This window comes from Algoriphagus sp. (assembly GCF_013373065.1).
Taxonomy (GTDB): domain Bacteria; phylum Bacteroidota; class Bacteroidia; order Cytophagales; family Cyclobacteriaceae; genus Algoriphagus.
In genome coordinates, this window is sequence record NZ_JABXIN010000006.1 from 104,730 (window position 1) to 125,415 (window position 20,686).

19 protein-coding genes are annotated in these 20,686 nt (G+C 40.6%); 10 read left to right on the top strand and 9 right to left on the bottom strand.

Going from position 1 to position 20,686, the window contains the following annotated elements; all coding sequences use genetic code 11:
- Positions 1-84 precede the first annotated feature (84 nt).
- The 3 genes from HWE15_RS05490 to HWE15_RS05500 all read left to right on the top strand — a co-directional run bounded on the left by HWE15_RS05490 (position 85) and on the right by HWE15_RS05500 (position 2,616).
- On the top strand, positions 85-1,608 hold the full coding sequence (locus tag HWE15_RS05490) for an arylsulfatase (protein WP_290506504.1): 1,524 nt from the start codon (positions 85-87) through the stop codon (positions 1,606-1,608).
- Positions 1,609-1,858: 250 nt separating this feature from the next.
- A complete protein-coding gene (locus HWE15_RS05495) occupies positions 1,859-2,437 on the top strand; it encodes a YdeI family protein (protein WP_290506505.1) in 579 nt (192 codons plus the stop codon).
- Complete coding sequence (locus HWE15_RS05500) at positions 2,437-2,616, top strand: hypothetical protein (protein ID WP_290506506.1); 180 nt, start codon at positions 2,437-2,439, stop codon at positions 2,614-2,616. Before HWE15_RS05495 ends, HWE15_RS05500 begins: the two co-directional genes overlap by 1 nt.
- Positions 2,617-2,618: 2 nt before the next feature.
- Here HWE15_RS05500 and HWE15_RS05505 read toward each other — a convergent pair whose 3' ends face one another.
- Positions 2,619-5,456, bottom strand: coding sequence for a PD-(D/E)XK nuclease family protein (locus HWE15_RS05505; protein WP_290506507.1), 2,838 nt, complete (start codon positions 5,454-5,456; stop codon positions 2,619-2,621).
- Complete coding sequence (locus HWE15_RS05510; protein ID WP_290506508.1) at positions 5,453-8,710, bottom strand: UvrD-helicase domain-containing protein; 3,258 nt, start codon at positions 8,708-8,710, stop codon at positions 5,453-5,455. Before HWE15_RS05510 ends, HWE15_RS05505 begins: the two co-directional genes overlap by 4 nt.
- A 164-nt stretch (positions 8,711-8,874) precedes the next feature.
- Here HWE15_RS05510 and HWE15_RS05515 point away from each other — a divergent pair, with 164 nt between their 5' ends.
- The 5 genes from HWE15_RS05515 (at position 8,875) to HWE15_RS05535 (ending at position 13,922) form a co-directional block, all read left to right on the top strand.
- Entirely contained in the window at positions 8,875-11,034 is a 2,160-nt protein-coding gene (locus HWE15_RS05515; protein ID WP_290506509.1) for an alpha-glucuronidase family glycosyl hydrolase, read from the top strand.
- Positions 11,035-11,048: 14 nt separating this feature from the next.
- Positions 11,049-11,537, top strand: a complete 489-nt coding sequence (locus tag HWE15_RS05520; RefSeq protein WP_290506510.1) for a VOC family protein — start codon at positions 11,049-11,051, stop codon at positions 11,535-11,537.
- Complete coding sequence (locus tag HWE15_RS05525; protein WP_290506511.1) at positions 11,538-12,068, top strand: GNAT family N-acetyltransferase; 531 nt, start codon at positions 11,538-11,540, stop codon at positions 12,066-12,068.
- Positions 12,069-12,136: 68 nt separating this feature from the next.
- Positions 12,137-12,946: a creatininase family protein gene (locus HWE15_RS05530; RefSeq protein ID WP_290506512.1), complete on the top strand. Its 810-nt coding sequence runs from the start codon at positions 12,137-12,139 to the stop codon at positions 12,944-12,946.
- A 58-nt stretch (positions 12,947-13,004) separates the two neighbouring features.
- On the top strand, positions 13,005-13,922 hold the full coding sequence (locus HWE15_RS05535) for an NAD-dependent epimerase/dehydratase family protein (RefSeq protein WP_290506513.1): 918 nt from the start codon (positions 13,005-13,007) through the stop codon (positions 13,920-13,922).
- A 21-nt stretch (positions 13,923-13,943) separates the two neighbouring features.
- Here HWE15_RS05535 and HWE15_RS05540 read toward each other — a convergent pair whose 3' ends face one another.
- Complete coding sequence (locus HWE15_RS05540) at positions 13,944-14,528, bottom strand: uracil-DNA glycosylase family protein (RefSeq protein WP_290506514.1); 585 nt, start codon at positions 14,526-14,528, stop codon at positions 13,944-13,946.
- Between the two features lie 203 nt (positions 14,529-14,731).
- Here HWE15_RS05540 and HWE15_RS05545 point away from each other — a divergent pair, with 203 nt between their 5' ends.
- The gene (locus HWE15_RS05545; protein ID WP_290506515.1) at positions 14,732-15,325 is read left to right on the top strand and encodes a DUF4136 domain-containing protein; all 594 of its coding nucleotides are present in this window, start codon (positions 14,732-14,734) and stop codon (positions 15,323-15,325) included.
- Positions 15,326-15,382: 57 nt separating this feature from the next.
- On the opposite strand, the gene HWE15_RS05550 is transcribed toward HWE15_RS05545, so the two are convergent.
- On the bottom strand, positions 15,383-16,072 hold the full coding sequence (locus HWE15_RS05550) for a head GIN domain-containing protein (RefSeq protein WP_290506516.1): 690 nt from the start codon (positions 16,070-16,072) through the stop codon (positions 15,383-15,385).
- Between the two features lie 369 nt (positions 16,073-16,441).
- Here HWE15_RS05550 and HWE15_RS05555 point away from each other — a divergent pair, with 369 nt between their 5' ends.
- Positions 16,442-16,966: a hypothetical protein gene (locus HWE15_RS05555; RefSeq protein ID WP_290506517.1), complete on the top strand. Its 525-nt coding sequence runs from the start codon at positions 16,442-16,444 to the stop codon at positions 16,964-16,966.
- Positions 16,967-16,969: 3 nt separating this feature from the next.
- On the opposite strand, the gene HWE15_RS05560 is transcribed toward HWE15_RS05555, so the two are convergent.
- The 5 genes from HWE15_RS05560 to HWE15_RS05580 form a co-directional block, all read right to left on the bottom strand.
- Positions 16,970-17,530, bottom strand: coding sequence for a 1-acyl-sn-glycerol-3-phosphate acyltransferase (locus tag HWE15_RS05560; RefSeq protein ID WP_290506518.1), 561 nt, complete (start codon positions 17,528-17,530; stop codon positions 16,970-16,972).
- Complete coding sequence (locus tag HWE15_RS05565; RefSeq protein WP_290506519.1) at positions 17,527-18,330, bottom strand: patatin-like phospholipase family protein; 804 nt, start codon at positions 18,328-18,330, stop codon at positions 17,527-17,529. Before HWE15_RS05565 ends, HWE15_RS05560 begins: the two co-directional genes overlap by 4 nt.
- On the bottom strand, positions 18,320-19,159 hold the full coding sequence (locus tag HWE15_RS05570) for an MBL fold metallo-hydrolase (RefSeq protein ID WP_290506520.1): 840 nt from the start codon (positions 19,157-19,159) through the stop codon (positions 18,320-18,322). The genes HWE15_RS05565 and HWE15_RS05570 overlap by 11 nt, the downstream gene beginning before the upstream one ends.
- A gap of 92 nt (positions 19,160-19,251) precedes the next feature.
- Positions 19,252-20,199 carry an acetyl-CoA carboxylase carboxyltransferase subunit alpha gene (locus HWE15_RS05575; protein WP_290506521.1) on the bottom strand — a complete coding sequence of 316 codons (948 nt, stop codon included), beginning with the start codon at positions 20,197-20,199 and terminating at the stop codon, positions 19,252-19,254.
- Between the two features lie 210 nt (positions 20,200-20,409).
- Positions 20,410-20,686: GIY-YIG nuclease family protein (locus HWE15_RS05580; RefSeq protein WP_367203808.1), on the bottom strand; the 277-nt coding region annotated here is incomplete at its 5' end.

Here is a 20,686-nt window from a genome sequence, read left to right on the forward strand (position 1 = left end):
AGGCTGTTTTTCACGCTACTGCATATAGCCGAGCCGTTGGCAAACATTTTAAACAAAACGTATAAACTGTAAACATTGAAGAACATGAGAAATTTATCATTTTTCTTAATAGCCTTCCTTTCATTTACAATGGCTATGGCACAAAACAACAAAAAACCAAATATCCTTATCATTTGGGGTGATGACGTTGGGATGTGGAATATTAGTGCTTACCACCGCGGTATGATGGGAGGTACAACCCCAAATATCGACCGTATAGCCGATCAAGGTATGATTTTTATGGATCATTACGGACAAGCGTCTTGTACAGCTGGTCGTGCCGCTTTTATTACAGGGCAATATCCTATGAGAACGGGTTTAAGTACCGTCGGTTTACCAGGAGCACCACAAGGATTACAAGCAAAAGACCCAACAATTGCCGAATTGTTGAAGCCGATGGGATATGCTACAGGACAGTTTGGTAAAAACCACTTAGGAGATCGTGATGAATTTTTACCAACAGCTCACGGATTTGACGAATTTTTCGGGATTTTATATCACTTAAATGCTGGAGAATATCCTGAGCAATACGATTTTCCCAAAGATGAAAAATTTGTTATCGAGAATAATCTAGCAGAACGAGGTGTTATTCATTCCATCGCTAAAGCTAATGGTGAACAAGAAGTTGAAGACTTGGGACCTTGGGGAAAAGAGCGTCAAAGAAACTTAGACCAAGAAGTTCTAGAGCAATCAAAACGCTTTATAAAAGAAGCTGTAAATGATGATAAACCATTTTTTGTCTGGCATAATATGACGCGTATGCACTATCGTACCAACCTAAACGAGCATTACGATGGAATTACAGGATACGGTTTGTATGCCGATGGTATGAAAGAATTAGACGATGATGTTGGGGAATTATTGGATTTATTAGAAGAATTAGGAGTAGATGAAAATACAATTGTAATGTTCTCAACCGACAACGGAGCAGCCTCTAACAGCTGGCCAGATGGAGGTAACCAACCTTTCCATGGCGAAAAAGGTGTAGGTGGATGGGAAGGTGGTTTCAGAGTACCTATGGTTGTAAAATGGGATGGTCATATCCCTGCAGGTTCAACGACAGGAGAATTTATGACTATGGAAGATTGGATGCCTACCCTATTATCACTTCTTGGTGAGAAAACATTAGTTGAGGATTTGAAAAAGGGAAGATCTTTTGGTGGCAAAAACTACAAGGTACATTTAGATGGATATGACCAAAGTGACCTGATTTTAAATAATGGAAAAACAAAACGTAAAGAATTTTTCTATTTTACTGAAACGACCCTACATGGTATGCGTTATGGGGACTGGAAAGTGTTGTTTAGAGATCAGGAGAAATGGTTCCGTTCGCCACAAACCCTTTTAAGTACACCTATCATAATTAACCTAAAATTAGACCCGTTTGAGCGTTTTACTAAAGCGCGTGGTTACGATGAATGGGCTGAAAACAGAAGCTGGGTACTAGGACAAGTAGGAGGGCATATTAGTGAATTTCTTAAAACCTTTAAAGAATTCCCACCAAGCCAAGAAAGTTTCTCGGTTCAGTTAGATGATTTTGGAGCTTTATTGAAAAAAGTAAATAACTAGTAAGCAAACTAAAGAAGTTAAATATAAAGCAATCAATAAAAGAACTCCACAAGTTTGATTTAACTATCATCTTGTGGAGTTTTGATTTAATAGGATAAAAACGCTTGCCAACATTTTGTATGATTAATGGCAGGGCAAGTGCTAAATATCAAGATTTGTAGCCCGCTTTAACTGCATAGCGGTTTGATAGTAAAGTACCACACTTTGTGCCACTATTTATACAATTTACGGTTGGAGGTAATTAAGGGGAATGATTAAAACTGATAATTTCGATAAAGTTGAAGTTTCTTCTCAAGGAGAACTTAGGTCATGGCTGATGAAAAATTATCGTCAACCTGAAAGTGTTTGGCTAGTAACATATAAGAAAAGTGAACCAGGTAAGTACGTTTCGAGATGGGAAGTGCTGGATGAGTTGATATGCTTTGGATGGATTGATGGTATTAGGCGAAAGCTAGATGATAAAAGAACTATGCAATTAATATCAAAACGGAAAGTTGAACATTGGGCGAGAACATATAAAGAAAGAGCTTCAAAACTTATAGATGAAGGGAAAATGCACGAATCAGGTTTGAAAGCCATTGAAACCTCAAAATCAAATGGACTTTGGAACTTTATGGATGACGTAGATAATTTGATTATTCCTAAAGACTTATCTGATGAGCTCTCAAAATATGATGGTGCAGTAGATTATTTCGATTCTATAAATGACTCAAGCAAGAGATTTGTACTGCGATGGGTCAAACTTGCAAAGACAGAAAAAACAAGAAAAAATAGAATTAATAAACTGGCGCAGCTTTCTGCTAAAGGAGAAAAACTACCTGGAAGTTAATGATAAAAAACTACCGCCAACAAAGTGCTCATCGGCCAAAGCGGCTAAACGTCGCCAAGCCGCATGTGCCAAACGCTGGAGCAAATGGACCGATAAACTCCTGCCCTACCGTTAGCCTATGGAATCAAGCAAAAAAGAATAATCCTAATCAAAAAGATTCTGTTTTCGATCTCCTTTAAATTCACCTCCCACAAATCTCCTTGTAAGCACAGTACTTACATTTTTCCTCGTCCTCGGTTTGAGAGAAAGGAACTTCTGGATTTAGGATCTCCCCTAGCATAGCTGATAAGCCTGACACAAACTCTTCTTCCACTTCACGGTAGTCATGAATTTCCTGCCCATTCATCTGAAGGAATGGATTGAAGTTCGGATTGTAAATTTCCCGAATATTGAAAATCCCTGGTTTCAGGGGCTTTCGATTTTCCGGATGCTCAAATTGATAGAAATAAGCATACAAAAGGGTCTGCATGGCTGCCTTATTTCGCTTCTTCTTATCTCGGTCAAATAGAGAGGCGATGGACAGCACTTTCTTATCGTCTTTACCGGTCTTGTAGTCAATCAATCGCACAACTCCATCCTTCAGATCAACCCGGTCAATGACTCCCTGAAGGGCAAAATGGACTGTCCCATCTTTCGTTTCTACAGGAATACTTGCCGGGACATTCTTCTCAACCCCTAAAATCGTGAATTCCCCGTTCTCCTGATCGTACTCCAAAATTGCTTCCAGATATTTGACGAAAATCTCCCGCGCTATCTGCAACTGTCCGGAATAGTCCATCTTCTTCCCCTCCTCCAGTTGATAGAAATTACGAATCGCCTGATCCACAGCAGTCTGCACTTGAGGCATCAAGCGCTTGATTTCATGCGGATCAATTTTGCGAGCAATCTCGCTTTTACCCAATCCATAGATAATCTCCACGGCATTATGCAAGATAGTCCCAAAAGTAGAGGGGTCGATCTCTGTTACCACTTCTTCCCGCTCTTTTAAACCAGCCACATAGCGGAAATAAAATTTGAGCCTGCAATCCAAATACATATTGAGTGCAGAAGCGGAGAGTGGTCGGTTTTTTTCCTCTGGATTATTATTAGCTAGAAAAGCCTCCATTTCCTTCAGAACTTGTGGGCTTTTCTCTACCACAATGTCCTTGGCTGGAGTCAAGCCCACCGGAACCATGGAAATTTCCGGTGCAGCTACACGCAGCTCAGCTTGCATCTGTTGAAGAAAGCGGCTCATCTCCCCTGCTTTCCCTTGATCTGCCGCCGTCGTATAGATCAGATGGACTTCTTCTGCTCGATGCAAAAGCCGATAAAATGTATAGGCATAAATGGCATCATTCTGCTCCTGAACGGGTAGACCAAATGCTCTGCGAAGATTGAATGGGATCATCGAGTTAATACCTCCTCCGGGAGGAAAACTCCCTTCATTCAGATCGCAAATGATCACTCTTCGAAAGTCCAGGTTTCTGGACTCCAAAACCCCCATCATTTGAAGTCCCTGAAGTGGTTCACCCTCAAAAGGAAGTTTGAGTTCTCTGAAAATCTGCCGAAAGAGCTTGAGTACAAAATCAATTTTTAAGGCTTTGGAATGATTTCCTTGAAAAATCTCTTTGATTCGGTTCAGCTGCTTGAAAGCCTGAAATAGATAAGACCGCTGGACCTCATCCTCCTGTAGCATAAAGGCCAATTGGGTGATCAATTGTCCCAAATAATCAAAAATCTCCGAAAGGTCTACCTGCTTGAAAACTAGCGCAGCTAATTGGGATTGGCCGACCAAAAGATCAGCAGGGATTTCTAAAAGGTTTTCACCTTTGATTTTGTCCAACAAGGATTGGAAATGAGCTGGATCTTCCTGCAGCAGATAAGGAAATGACAATAAATCCGTCACTGGCTTGTGATAAAAGCTCACCCCTTCTTCCCGGATTTTTACATAGCGTTGTAAATCCAGAACAGCATCCAAAAAGGCATAGACAGGGGCATTCCTGACCGGATAGCCCATGGTCACATTCAGCTTATCAATCTGAGTAGGTAAGTAATGCAGTACCGGAAAAAGCAGCTGCTCATCCGGTAAAATGATCACCGTCTCTTCCAAGGCCTCTTCCGCTGGAATCTCTTCCAAAAGCTTACCTACCAAATTGGCTTGGTTGGTTTTCAATGGAATGGAATGAACATGAATATTTTCTCGCTGATGCCGGATTCGATCTGGTATTTCCTCCGGAAAAGTCTTTCCAAAAATAGAATCCCGATGATAATCTCTGAAAAACAAGCCCGCTTCCTGCAGTTTATCATTTAGGTAATATTGATCTAGATCCCAGAAAATCTCCGCATCAAACTCCTTGACAAAATGCCCAATCAATCGTTCCTCAGCCAATGTAAATGCATTGAAGCCAACAAAGACATGCTTTTTATCAGGCTTCGGGATCGTATCCAGATCCTCTGCTACTTTTCGATATAATTGGCCCGAATAGGCTAATCCAGCCGTTTTTAGCCGATGTTGAAAGTCCTCATACAAACGGCCCAAAATCTGCCAAAATCGAAGAAATTTTTGTTTTTCCTGATCATTTTGCTTGGCAAATGCTAACCAAAACTGAGATATCAAGTCACGTTGCTCCGGGGTGAGGAAACTTAAATCGGACTCGAAGGCCTTGATTTCAGCAAGGTTTTGATACAAGACTTTTGCCGGAGCCAGAAATTGGTCCAGATCATTGAAGTCTTTTAAAATCAACTCTCCCCAAAAATAAAAGCGATCAAAATCCTCTGGTTCCTCCTGAATTTGCCTGTAAAGCTCATACAACTCAAAGATCAAAGTCAGATCATCCGCGGGCGTATTTCCAGCCAAACCATAAAATACCTGCTCGATCGTTTTGACCTCAGGCATCCAAACGGGCTGATCAATCAACTCGCCCAGATATCGGGTAAAAAACAGACCTGCTCTTCGGTTAGGTAAGACCACCACCAATTCTTCCATGCTATGGTGCGAATCCAAAAGTTTTTGGGCGGTTTCTTTCAAAAATGGGATCATACTTCAATTATTTCTGTGGGTTCCAAATAGCATAAAAATCCTTTGACAGGTTTCTGACTCAGCTGATGAACCAAATCCATGTATTCTTTGACTTGCTTGGGATGAGAGGCATATTTTTCACCTGTTTTAAAATCTACCACAATGACTTCCTGATCGCCGATCAAGACCCGATCCGGTCGCTTTTGATTCCCTCCCGGCAATAGAATTCCCTGCTCTGCCAAAGTCAGATAATCCCCTCCAAACCAGCTTTGGAATTGGTGGATTTCGAATAGTTTCTTCAATTGGCCACTTACCTCTTGTGCTATTTCTCGATCGATTCTTCCCTCAAAAGTGTATTGCTGAAGGAGCAATTCTGCATCTTCTTGGGTTTGGGAAGCAGCCAAGAGTTCATGGACGATGACACCCAGTTTGCGCTGAGCACGAGCTTGCAAGCCATTTTCCGAAAAATCCCATGCAATGTTTTTTGTTTTGAGCTTGGATCGCCAGTCCTGAGTCTCCCATCGCAACTGTTTGGGAACAAAACTAGATTGGATTTCGCCTTTCTTCAAAGCTGCCCATTCACCAGCTTCAAAAACTAATTTTTCTTTGTCCCAATGCTGATTTGAACCAAATTCAGAAATCTGAAAATCTGAAGACAACATCTTATACAGGACATTTCCGGTGGATTTTTGGGAAACTCCACTAGATTTACTATTTGTAAAATTCGAATAACCCCAAACCACTTCCTCAGCTCGTGTGAAGGCCACATAGAGCATATTCAACGAATCCAAGTAAGCCAGCTTGACTTCATCCCTATATTCCTTGGCAAAATTGGAATCCTTCAAGTTGTTTTTATGAGACAATGGAACGACGGTTTTTAGCCCATTCTCGGCTTTAAATTCAGACCAAATCACAGGAGCTTGCTGTCCCGTAGCAACAATCTTCCAATCCAAGTAAAGCATAATCACCACCTTGAATTGCAGTCCTTTGGATTTATGAATCGTCAAAATCCGCATAGCATCATGATCCTCGGGAATTTTGACCGTCCGCTTCTTTTTGTTCAGTTCCCACCAATCCAGAAATCCGACTAAATCGGCACGGTTGTTTTTCACAAAATCAAAAACAGCCTCTTTGAAACCGGAGATATAGGCCAAGTCAGCCTGGATCTCCATCAAACCCAAAAAGGCAATGCTTTCCTCAATCAATTCCAACAAAGGCAACTGAAGAAATTCATTGGTTCGAGCCTGCAATTCCTCATCCTTGGATTTTAGTTCCGGCACTTGCTTGAATTTGTGAAAGAGTTCGTGAGAAAAAGGAATCTCATGCAGCAAAGCATAATAGTACCAGGCAGTTTTTAGAGCAACCCGGTCAGAAGGATTGCTGAGGTATTGCCAAAAAGCGAGTAAACATTTAACAGCGGCAGACTTATCCAAAAAGAGGGATTCCTCAGAAAGCACATCAAAGCGATAGGCAGAGTCAGGATTGTCTCGGTCATAAGCCATCAGGTAATCAGCTATTTCTACCCCTTGCGCATTTTTCCGAACCAGGAAGGCTATATCTTTTAATTGATAGCCTCTGTCCTGCAGGTCTTTGACGAGTTGTGGCAACTTTTCCAAAACTCCGTCCGATTCTTCTTCTTCTTCTTCGTCAGCTTGATAGCCTGACCGCGCCGGCTTTTCAGTAAACTCAATCCGTATTTTGCCCTGAAATTCTAATTGGAGCTTCTTTTCTGGAATTTTTTGGTGGGCTTCCTGGAAGGCACTACTGAGCAAGGCCTCGGAATCAATTCCATATTCCCTTTCGATGCCCTCTTCCATCAACGAAGGAAGCGATTGAAACAAGGCATTATTAAACTGAATAATCCCGGGTAGGCTTCGATAATTTGTATCCAGATTCTCTACCTGAATGTATGAGTTGGGAATTTGCTTTTGAACTTCAGTCAACAACAAATCAAGCTTCCCTCCTCTCCAGCGATAGATGGATTGCTTGACATCCCCCACCAATAAATTGGTATTGCCCGAAGCAAGTGAGTTTTCAAGCAAAGGCTTAAAGCTTGACCACTGAAACTCCGAAGTATCTTGAAACTCATCAATCAAGAAGTTGCGGTATTGATTGCCTATTTTTTCATAAATAAATGGCGCATCGTTGTCTTTGGTAATCTCCTGCAAAAAGTCATTCACATCCGAAATCAAAAGAATACTTTCTTCATCCTTCATCTCTCGCAGTTCCAAAATCAGGTCTCTAAAAACGCCAAAGGCATTGAGATTTCTGTGCAAGGCCTCAAACGTATTCCATTGCTTTGCTTTTTCAGGTAAGCTTAAAAGCAAATCTCTCAATCCTGCATCAGCAGCTGAACATATAGCAGAAGCATTTGGATTTTTCTTGCCCGTATACCATGTTTCAATACCTTGGATTTTTTCCCATTGTTTTTCTGTAGGTTGGGTAAATGGTTCACCCTCTTTTCCCAATTTTGAAAGTCGAATCACAAAATTGGATGTCCCTCCACCACCGGAAAAATCCGACCATTCCAAACCATGAGCCTGCCGGATTCCCTCTGCTTTTTGCTTCATGGACTCAGCTTCGACTTTCAATTTGGCCCGCTCAGATCGGATGTGTTGACGGAATTCTCCCAGAAAGCCTTCTTGGGCTACACTTTGTTGAAAAAGTAGTCTATAAGTCTTGAAACCTTCCTTAAATATTTCAGATCCCAAACTTTTGATCCCTGACCGGATATCCCAGGACTTTTCATTTTCAATCTGCTCCTTGGCATAGTCTACCAGCCAAGTTCTCAAGTTTTTATCTCGACTGACTTTTTCGACAAGTCTATCCACCAGTCGCTCCAAAACGGCATCCGTATCCATTTCGAGATCGAACTTTGCCTGCAGGTCCATTTCTCTGGCAAAGGACCGAATCACCCGCTGGAAAAATGAATCAATGGTGCTGACAGCAAAATACCCATAACCGTGAAGGATATGAAGGAGTGTTTGCTTAGCTCTGGATTGAAGTTCCTCGGGACTCAAACCCAAGGACTCCATCAGGACTTTTTCTAATTCTGAGCCAGAAATTTCCTTGCGACTTAATTGACCCAGAACCTTCAAAATCCGTTCCTTCATCTCCTGGGTAGCCTTATTGGTAAAGGTCACAGCCAAAATCTGTTTGAAGGCAGTTTGAGGTTGTTGAAGAGCAAGTTTCAGGTACTCTAAAGTCAGCGTATAGGTTTTGCCCGAACCCGCAGAGGATTTATAAATAATAAATGGTTTAATAGCGCTATCCATAGTTTAAAAATCGGAATTCTAAGATAGAAAAGACTAAAACTAAAACTCTTACTAATGACAGCAAATGTCACATTAAACCTCTTAAAAAATCACAACCACTCCTCCCATATCCCTTAGTAAATCCTGCCATTTTTTTGCATTTTCCAAGCAGAATCAATAAACCTATGAAAAATCGATTTGTACTATTCTTGTTACTCAACATTCTTGTCTCTCCAATTTTTGCCAAGGATGGGTATAAACTTTGGCTGGACTACCAACCAATCGAAAAACTCTCTGTCAAAGAAGAAGCTGAAAAACTTTTTGAAGGAATTTACTTCTTTGGTGAAAACTCCACCTACGACGTGATCCAACAAGAATTGGAATTAGCTAGCAAAGGGTTTTTTAATGAAGATCCTGAATTCAAAAATTTGAATCAACAGGGCCGTTTATGGATAGGAACACGGTCTGAACTTTCTCAGTTTTTAGGACTTGACCATCAGGCTAAAATCAAAGACTTAGGAGAGGAGGGGTATTGGCGGGGTTCATTAATTCATAATGGAGAATCTCATTATGCTATCATAGGAAATACCTCTAAAGGAGTTCTTTATGGTGTTTTTGATTTTTTAAGAAGTATCCAAACAGGAACATTTGATTCGAGTTCTGAGAAATCCGACAGCCCCAAAATCAGCCTTCGGATGTTAAATCATTGGGATAATTTGGACCGAACAGTAGAACGGGGTTATGCCGGGTTTTCAATCTGGGATTGGCATCGTTTACCGGGTTACATAGACCCGCGCTATATTGATTATGCTAGAGCCAATGCTAGTCTAGGGATCAATGCTGTATCCTTAACCAATGTCAATGCCAATGCGTGGGTTTTACGGGAAGATTTTATTGAAAAAGTAAAAGTCCTCGCGGATCTATTTAGGCCCTATGGGATACAGGTTTTCTTGACTGCACGATTTTCAGCACCCATCGAAATGGGGAATTTAGAGACTGCAGATCCGCTTGATCCGGAAGTCAAAAAATTCTGGAAAGAACGAGTAGATATGATCTACAAAGAAATCCCTGATTTTGGAGGATTCTTGGTAAAGGCGAATTCCGAAGGTCAGCCTGGCCCACATGAATATGGACGAAATCATGCGGAAGGGGCCAATATGCTAGCCCAAGCCCTTGCTCCTCATGGTGGGATTGTGATATGGAGAGCTTTTGTTTATTCACATGAAATCGATGAAGACCGGCATAAGCAAGCCAATTTGGAATTCGAACCTTTGGATGGAAAATTTATGGATAACGTCATTATCCAAGTAAAAAATGGAGCCATAGACTTTCAACCTCGGGAACCCTTCCACCCACTTTTTGGAGCGGTGGGAAAAACCAACTTGGGAATGGAATTTCAGATAACCCAAGAGTACCTAGGACAGGCTACCCAACTGGTCTTTTTGAGTCCCATGTGGGAGGAAATTTTGCAAAGCAAAACTTACAGACCTTCTTCCAATTCTACAGTGGCAGCAATTATAGACGGATCTGCAACCAATAAGAAACTTACCTTGATGGCTGGCGTCTCCAATATCGGAACGGATGGAAATTGGACGGGACATTTGTTTGGACAAGCCAATTGGTATGCCTTTGGGAAATTAGCTTGGGATCCTTACCTGAAATCATCCGAAATCGCTAAAGAATGGATTGACTTGACTTTCGGTCAACAATCAGAAGTTCAAAGAAAAATCTCTTCCATTATGCTTCAATCCCATGAAGCAGCCGTCAATTACATGACACCATTAGGACTTCATCATTTGATGGGAAGAAGCCATCACTATGGTCCTGGCCCTTGGGTAGAAGGAGGAAGAGCAGACTGGACATCTGTTTATTATCATAGAGCTGATTCGGAGGGTATTGGTTTTGATCGCACCACATCAGGAAGTAATGCTTTGGGTCAGTATGCTCCTGAAATTGCATCTGAATGGTCCGACCCTAATCAGATCCCCGAAAAATTCCTTTTATGGTTCCATCATGTTCCTTGGGATTTTAAACTCAAATCAGGAAGAACTTTATGGGAAGAAATCGGACTGCATTACGATTTAGGCGTTAAATCCGCTCGAAAAATAAAACAAGACTGGGATTCTCTAGAAGGTTTTATTGATGTAGAGCAGTTTTCCCAAGTCTCTCAATTACTCGCTATCCAAACCCAAGAAGCAGAATGGTGGAGAAATGCTTGCTTATTGTATTTCCAGACCTTTTCTAATCGGCCTTTCCCGGATGATATCGAAAAACCTACTGGTGACTTAGAATATTACAAGAGTCTACGATTTCCATTTGCACCCGGAATCAAACCAAACTGGTAATTGTTTCTAAGCCCATGGAAAACTATAAAATACCTTCGGCTACCAAAATTGGACATGTCCATTTAAAAGTCAGTGATTTAGAAAAAAGTCTTGAATTCTATTGTGGATTGTTAGGGTTTGAATTGACCATGCGGTACGGCCGAGATGCTGCTTTTATTTCTGCTGGAGGATATCATCATCATATTGGATTAAATACCTGGCAAAGTAAAGGAAGCAGCCCAGCCCCCAACCATTACCCAGGGCTCTTTCATACGGCTATTTTATTTCCTAGCCGAAAGGATTTAACAGCTATTACCAAGCGAATTCTTGAAAGCGGATATCCACTGACTGGAGCAGCTGATCATGGTGTTTCAGAAGCTATCTATTTGGATGATCCTGATCAAAATGGGGTTGAATTATATTGGGATAGATCCAAGGAGTTGTGGCCAAAAGACCCGAATGGAAATCTAAACATGTATACCAGAAGATTAAATATGGATTCACTTTTCTCTGAATTGGAATAAATGGAAGGTTACCTTTTTACCAGCGCAAGATTGGGCTTTAGAACTTGGACCGATTCGGATCTAGACACCTTTGCCAGGATAAATGCCGATCCCGAAATCATGCATTTTTTTGAAAAATTACTAGCAAGAGAAGAAAGCAAAGCCAAAATGGATCAGATGAATCAAGTCTTTGAAAAAGAAGGCTTTTGCTATTTTGCTGTGGACTATTTACAGACTGGAGAATTGGTTGGTACTCTTGGTCTGAATAGAAAGAACTTTCCTGCCAGTTTTACTCCTTGTGTGGATATCGGATGGAGGTTTGATAAAAAATTCTGGAATCAGGGATTGGCTTCCGAAGGTGCTGCTGCATGTCTTGATTATGCGAAAAAAATTGGACTACAAGAAGTATACTCTTATGCATCTTCTGCCAATACTGCCTCCCGACGTGTAATGGAGAAAATCGGAATGTGGTTTTTGGAGGAATTTGAGCATCAGGAGCTTCTTCATTGCCCCCAACTTCAACCCTTTAGTGTATATAAAATTCAGTTCTGAGAACTGACAGATTTTTGTTCTTGAAGAAATTATCGGATTTTGAATCTAAATCGTAAAAACCAATCCCTATGAAATCCTTTGCTCTATTCCTTTCATTCTTTTTGATTCTTTCATTAGTCCATGCACAGAACCCAAGTACCCGCGAAATGGATCGGATAAATTGGATGGAATTTGCAGAGTTTGTTCCTGAAAAAATCCAAACTGTTCTTTTGCCTACCGGAACTTTGGAACCTCACGGAGTCATCAACAATGGCGCCGACAACACCGCTCCTCATGCCATGGCGATGGACATCGCAGATGATTTGAATGCCATGATTGCACCAACCCTGAACTATGGAATTACCGGTTCCATGGCCAATTATCCCGGAGCTTTTCAAATCACGGAAGAAGTCTACGGACCCTTTATCCGTGACATTTTGAAGGGTCTTGCCCGAAATGGATTCAAAAATATCATCATTCTAAACGGACATGGAGGTGGACAAACTGCTGTCCTCCAAAAAATCGCCGGAGAAGTAGCCAATGATTTGGGAGTCAGAACATTAGTTATAAACTGGTGGAGTTATGCCTCGGATGTAACTTTAGAAGTTTTTAAAGAAGATGGAGGGCATGCCGGATTGAATGAAACCGCTTATATCCAAGCCATCGATCCAACTTTGGTTCATAAGGAACGCTATAACCCTAACCAAGCCACTGCCTACCCCAAGCAAGGCACTTGGTCTGCAGTACCCTTTCCGTCCTCCATTGGGTTGTATCAGGAAGGACAAGGCTACCCTAATTTTGATGAGGAGCAGGCAAAAGAATACTTTGAAAAAGTCAATGCGAAAGTTTTAAAATTAATACAGGACACCATTAAAAAGTGGGATTTGGCAGGACTCTAGGTCCTATTTCAACTATCCCAAAAAGAAATTTTAAATTGATTTATAACACCTCAGCAAGATGAAGAAAGCAGTAATTCTTGGAGCAAATGGAAACATTGCACAAATTGTTTCTAAGGAGTTGCATCAAAAAGGCTGGGAGATTGTCCAATTCAGCAGAAATCCAAAAAAAGTAAATGGTTCAGATCAACTGGTCAAAGGAAATTTGCTAGATCCCCTGAATGTAGAAAATGCCTGTGAAGGTGCAGATATAGTATTTCTTCTTGCAGGCGTGACATACAATACCAAATCGTGGCAGGAAGAATGGCCCAAAATTATGCGGAATACACTGGATGCCTGTATTACTCATAGCAGTAAATTGGTGTTTTTTGACAATATGTACGCCTGCGATCCTTCCTCAAGTAGTCACTTGACCGAGAATACACCGCTAAATCCCAGTAGTAAAAAAGGACGCGTTCGGATGGAAATTCTTCAGATGCTTTGGCGAGAAGTAGCAGAAGAGAATATCAAAGCAATCGTTACCCGGTCCGCAGACTTTTATGGTCCCAATGCAAAAAACAGCTTTCTTAATGAACTGGTAATAGAAAAAATGAAATCCGGAAAAAGCCCTCAATGGCTCTACAACGGCGCAAAACGTCATTCTTTCACCTATATACCGGATGCCGCAAAAGCTACTGCTTTTCTTGCTTTGCAGGGCGATAGCTGGAATCAGACCTGGAATTTACCAACAGATTCTTCTTACCCGTCTGGAGAAGAAATAGTAGATATTCTAAACCGACAACTTTCTTTGGATAAAAAGCTAAAGGTACTTCCAGGCTGGACTATCTGGATCTTAGGCTTTTTTGTACCAGCTCTAAAAGAGATCAGAGAGTTACAGTACCAATTGGACCAAGATTATTGTCTGGACAGCAGCAAGTTTGAAAAGACCTTTAACTGGAAACCGACTTCGATTGAGGATGGAGTAAAAAGTTGCCTATAAACTTTTCTGCAAATCCCTATGCTACTTTTCAAGAATCTCCTTGACTTTCATTTGTAAGAAAGGAACTACCTCATCCTCAAACCAGGGATTTGTTTTCATCCATCTTCGATTGCGAGGAGAGGGATGAACCAAGGGTAGAAAATCCGGAAGGTATTCCTGAAAACTCTTCACCGTCGCTGTCAAATTCCGCTTTCTTTCTTTTCCCAAATAGTAAGTTTGTGCATAGGCTCCAATCAAAAGCACCAATTGAATATTTGGCATCCACTTATTTAATAATTCATGCCATTGGGGAGCACACTCCGGGCGAGGAGGCAAATCCCCACCCTTCCCCCTTCCGGGATAACAAAATCCCATAGGCATAATCCCAAAAAGACTTGGATCATAAAAAGTCTCCCGATCTACATCTAGCCATCGTCTTAATTCTTCACCTGAAGGATCATTCCATGGAATCCCTGTGGCATGTACTCTTGTCCCCGGAGCTTGGCCAACTACCAAGATTTTACTTTCGGGGTGAATTGAAAAGACAGGTCTGGGACCTAATGGAAGATGCTTTTCACAAAGCCGACAATTTTTTATTTCTGCAACCTGTTTTTCAAAAGAAATCATAAATGAATTTTGAGAATAGTGAAGCCTCCAGTCAGAAGAAGGAATTTATACCTTCAAAAATTCAATTTCAAAGAAAAGATTTCTAGATGTTCAAAAATTGAAAAGCCTTTTTTAACTTTTACCAAGCTCATCATCAGAAACTTAAACCTATAAGGTATTCTTATAGTTACTTCAAAAACCATCAAACTAACCTGAATTAAGTCATGCGAAACCACTCCTTGCTGTCTTTCTTCATTTTACTGACATTATCCTCCTGTTTCACTCAAAAGGATTATGTAACTGAATACGATTACAACTATCAAGGGAATTTCAAGCGGTATAAAACCTTTGCCTTTATAGAGCCTACAGAAACCGACACCATGTTAATTTCCCCTGTTTTAAACTCAACCATTGGCGCACGATTGGGATCTCAAGGTTTTCGCGAAAAAGAAGAAAAACCGGATATGCTAGTAAGCTATAAGCTATTCATGGACTCAGTTCGATACCGAGGCTATGTCCAGCCTGAATTTGACTATTGGCTCAAGCGTACTGGAGCAGGAGTAAGAGAAGATGAAGAGGATGAAACCGAAGAAGAAGAAGAACGAGAAAAAGGAGAAACTTATAATCAAATCAAATACAAAGAAAACAACGGCATGTTGGTGATTTATGTAATTGATTCAAAGCGTGGGAATACCATTTGGCAAGGATATACTGCGGCCAATTTTGATTTTAATTCTCCTAGCTTTCAGTCCGATATTACCAGAGCTGCCTATCGGGTCATGAATGAATTCAAAGTCATCAATCGATATCTGGAATAAAAAAATACCGGTCAACTTATTATTGACCGGTATACCTATTCAAGGTGCTGGTTTAGTTTATTTCTTGATGACTTTTGCGGAACCTGAGACGGCAACATTTTTATCTGGGTTCCCCTTGTAATACACATTTCCAGATCCAGAAGCCCCCACTTTCAAATCCTCCAGAGCAGTAATAAAAGTTTCACCTGATCCGGATTTTCCGACATCCACAGATTTTGCTTGTAGCTCCATTCCCTTAAAATCTCCTGATCCTGACTGACCTATTTTAAGGCGATCAACCTCTCCACCTTCTATTTGAATGTCTGCTGAGCCACTGATACCTGCAGAGATCATTTCTGCGTACACATTTTCAAAAATTATAGATCCAGATCCTGAAACTCCCAAACTCAATTGATCTGTTCGGACGTCTTCCTCAACTCGGACCGTCCCTGAACCGGAACAGCCGATACCCTGTAATTCTTGCATCGTAACATAAAACTTAAGCTTTACATTTCTATAGTTCCCTTTTTTAAGCTTAAGCTTCAAAGTCCCATTTTCTACTTCTGTAAGGACTTTATCCAAATCTACATTTTCAGCTTCAATTTCAACTTCATTTCGGTTTCCAAATGAAATATAGACATCCCAACTTCCACCAGACTCAACTTTCGTGAAAGTTCCAGGAGATCGAGTTTCTACTTCCTGCGCATTGGCGGATAGGCCAAGGAAAAACAGGAATAAAATCAGGGCGGAGATAGTGTTTCGTTTCATAGTGGGATTGTTTTTGTAAAATAGCTCATAGAATATGCCAAAGGCAAAAAGGAGGGTAAATCACTTTTAAAGGAAGTTTTTCATTTTAAAAGTGTCCGAAAAGAAACGTTTTTGTACAAAATCGGACATTTCCTTTCTAGACAATCAGAAGATGAAATCTATGGAGAAAAGGTTGCTTCGGGTTTTGATTTTTTTTAGCCCATTATTTCGAAAATCCCGATTTGAACTGTATGACTGATTTTTATGATCTTAAAAAGAATCGATAAGTTCTCTCTTATTTTTCTATCAATTTTCGTAGTAGAAATATGCTAATGAGAGTAAGCATTTTTTAGAAATACATCGTATCTTATATCATAAACCCAAAAAGCCATGGAAAAACCCAATAACCCTCATTATCAAAATGCTGCTAAAGAACTTGCAGGTTTGATTTATGGTGTCTCATTGGATGGAGTGATTACCCGAAATGAATTTGCTGCCATAAAATCCTGGTGTAGCAACTATGAACCCCTTTGCAGTTATGAACCCTTTCAACACCTACATGATCGAATCAAACCCATCATTTATGCAGGAAAAATGACTTCGGAAGAATTAGATGAAATAGAAAATTCTTTAAATCTATTTTTAGAAGAAATCGGGAGCGACGAACAAATCAACAGACCAGATCAAATATTCATTAATGGGATGTTTCAAGGAATCCTATCCAGTGGAGACATTAATGACCAAGAAGTATATAAACTCAAATCTTTCCTAGAAAAAGAAGGAAATGAAAAAATAATGAAAGAATATGCGGGACTTTATGACTTAATTCAAAAAATATGGTCGGACGGGAAAGTGGATGATGCTGAGTTTCGAATTTTAAAAGATTACCTCAACCTCTTGATTCAAAATCATTAACCATTATAAAACTCCTTTTTCAGGGTGTTTTGGAGTGACAGTTCTTCCAAAAGCTTTTAATTCTTCAATCTGTCCATCAATATCTCCATTGGGATAGATAACTGGGCCTATTCCTGCTTCTTTCTTTTTGTAATCCAAATAACCCACTACTACGGGCACCTCTGCTCCCATGGCAACATGGTAGAAACCTGTTTTCCATTTTTTCACAGCACTTCGGGTTCCTTCAGGTGTTACCATGATGACTAGGTCATCCGATTCTTTCAGCATGGTAGTCATCGCCTCGGTATAAGTTTGTTTTTTACCCCCCGGGATTCTTTTTCGATCAATGGCAATCCCACCCAATCCTTTTAGCAACCATCCTAATGGACCGACCATGATTTCTTTTTTAATGGTGTATTTGACAGGAATATCCATCAGAAAAAAAGCAGCTCTCGCATATAATAAATCCCAATTAGAAGTGTGGGGAATCGCGATCAAAACGGCCTTCTTCACACCTTTTGGCCAGTTTGCATTCAAACTCCAACCTGTTACCCAAAAGACAATTTTGGAAAGAAATTTCATCATGAGTTTAGGGATTTTTTGTTTGTATTCTTTAACTCCAAAATTGCAGGATTTTGATCAATATAGCGCATGGTTTCTTCGTATCCGGCTCGAAATAACTCTGAGGCTTTTTTAATATCGAAAACTCCATATTTGCCCAGACCGGGAGCTTCAATGAAAAAATCGCATTGAGATTTCCGACTGTAGACATTATAATTCATGGTCATAATGACCGAACGCTCAATTAGCCTACGCATATTTTTGATATCACTCTCCTCCGGCAAATGATTGCAATTGACCCCAATCACATAATCACAGGTCCCATCTAAAGGTTCGACGGGAAGATTATTTAAAACCCCTCCGTCTACCAAGTATTTATTTCCAAGAACAATCGGCTCAAACATTCCCGGAATACAACTGGAAGCCATCACAGGTCCAATCAACTCTCCTTCAGAAAAATAAACAGCTTTCCCTTTTTTGATATCCGTAGCCGTAACACTGAGTGGAATTTTTAATTGAGAGAAATCATTGTGAGGCAAATACGTCTTAAATAATCCCTCAATGCTGCTCATTTTCAAGATACCTTTCCAAGAAATTGCAGGCCGAAGAAATTTAAAGTAATTGGTATCTACGATTATTTTTAAAATTTCAGAAGGCGAATAGCCATGGCAATACATAGCTCCAGCAATCGCACCTGCAGAGGCTCCACTTACTTGCGTCGGGAAGATCCCAGCTTCATTTAAGCCTTGCAGAACTCCCAGATGTGAGATTCCTCTGACCCCGCCTCCCGAAAGAGCAATTCCTATTTTTAAATTAGATTTCATCCAAGCGGAATGTTTGATCTACCCGAACTCCCTTTTCTGTTCGCTTCAACGTGCAGCATTCATTCACCGGGTCATGCTCAAAGAAAAGGATATAATCATTATCCACGGCTTCCTCTAAGAATTTTGCTTTTTCATCCATCGTTAATAGCGGACGGGTATCATAGCCCATGACATAAGGAATCGGAATATGCGCAATCGAAGGCAACAAATCCGCTACAAAGACAATGGTTCTTCCTTTGTAGCTCAATTTGGGAAGCATTTGTTTGTCTGTATGCCCATCCACAGTAATGAAATCAAAACCTGGAAAGAGTTGCTTGCTTTCTAAATCCACATAATCCAACTGATTTAGCTCCTGCATAGGCAAGATGTTCTCTTCCAAAAAAGATGCTTTTTCCCGGGGATTGGGCTGAGTTGCCCATTTCCAATGATCCTGATTTGACCAATAAGTCGCTCGAGGAAAAGTCATCTCATACTGCCCATGAGAACCATATTTTACGCCCCCACCACAATGATCAAAATGAAGATGCGTCAGAAAATTATCGGTAATTTGATGATAAGGAACTCCGAGCTTTTTGAGTGACTTATCAAGCGAATCCTCTCCATGCAGATAATAATGAGAGAAGAATTTAGCGTCTTGCTTATCTCCAATCCCATTATCAATCAAAACTACTCGATTGCCCTCGACTACAAGCAAGGACCGCATTGCCCAAGTACAAAGATTGTTTTCATCTGCAGGATTTGTTCGTGACCAAAGTACTTTCGGCACCACTCCAAACATGGCACCTCCATCAAGTTTAAAAAATCCGGTATTGACTGTATATAATTCCATTTTTTGAATTGGGGTTTTTAGCTAAAAAAACCAAAAGCAACCTTCAATAAGATTGCTTTGGATTTTATAAATATCGATTCAGATTTAGGGATTTATTCCACCACTACACCCATCGAACAGAATTTATCGATTCGTTGCTCGATTCGCTTTTCAGGTTTGATTTTATCAAGTTCTTTCAGCGCGCCAAGAATTGATTCTTTTACGGTTTGAGCCATAGTTTTTAAATCTTTATGGGCGCCTCCCAGAGGTTCTGGAATAATTCCATCAATCAAGCCATTCTTTTTCATATCAGTAGCCGTAAGCTTTAGCGCTTCTGCTGCTTGCTCTTTGTAATCCCAAGATCTCCAAAGGATAGAAGAACAGGATTCAGGTGAGATCACTGAATACCAGGTATTCTCAAGCATGAAGACCCGATCACCAATAGCTATTCCCAATGCACCTCCTGAGGCACCTTCACCAATAATGATACAAATCACGGGAACCTTAAGCATAAACATCTCCTTGAGATTCCGTGCAATTGCCTCCCCTTGTCCACGCTCTTCTGCCTCTAGGCCTGGAAAGGCTCCCGGAGTATCAATCAGGGTTACTATGGGCTTACCAAATTTTTCAGCCATTTTCATCAATCGAAGGGCTTTTCTATAACCCTCCGGATTAGCCATGCCAAAATTTCGTTCTTGACGTTGTTTGGTATTTCGTCCTTTTTGCTGGCCAATAAACATCACCGTACGACCGTCAACATCCCCTAAGCCTCCAATCATAGCCTTATCATCTTTGACACTTCGGTCACCATGTAACTCAATGAAATCATTGGTGATTTCATAAATATAGTCGAGGGCGTAAGGACGATCGGCATGCCGAGAAAGTTGAACACGTTGCCAACGCGTCAAATTTTCGAAGGTTTCCTTTTTCAAATTTTGGATCTTTTCTTCCAAGGACTCAATATCGGAACTTAAATCGATATTTCTACCCTTAGCCAAGTCCTTCATTTCTTGCAATTTCTGCTCTAAGTCAGCAATGGGTTTTTCGAATTCTAATACCATTTTATTGGTTTTTGAAAGAAACAAAGATAAGGAATCTGAGCTAGAGAAAAACCCATTGGTAAAAATGTCAAAAAAAATGAATGCTAACATGTAATGAACCTTCGCTATAGCATTCCCAAACCAAAATAAAAAAGCCCCAGAATTTCTGAGGCTTTGCGGAACGGACGGGACTCGAACCCGCGACCTTCCCGATGAATCGGGACAGGCATGCTAACCAGCCGAACCGGGTGAAGAAATAAGACCCCTTATGAACACAGAAGATTTTTGGCGTTTGATTTCAAGCTCCCTCCTCAAGGCTTCTTTTTTTGTTGGATAGGCTTCTAAATAAACAATTTTCCAAGGCCTTTTTCCAGCCGTATATCCTTTATGAGGACGGTTGTGCTTAGCCAATCTATCCTCTGGATCGCTGGAAACACCCACATAAAAGGAGCCGTCAAGCTCGGATTGAAGAATATAAACGTAAAAATCCATAACTAAAGGCCTAAAA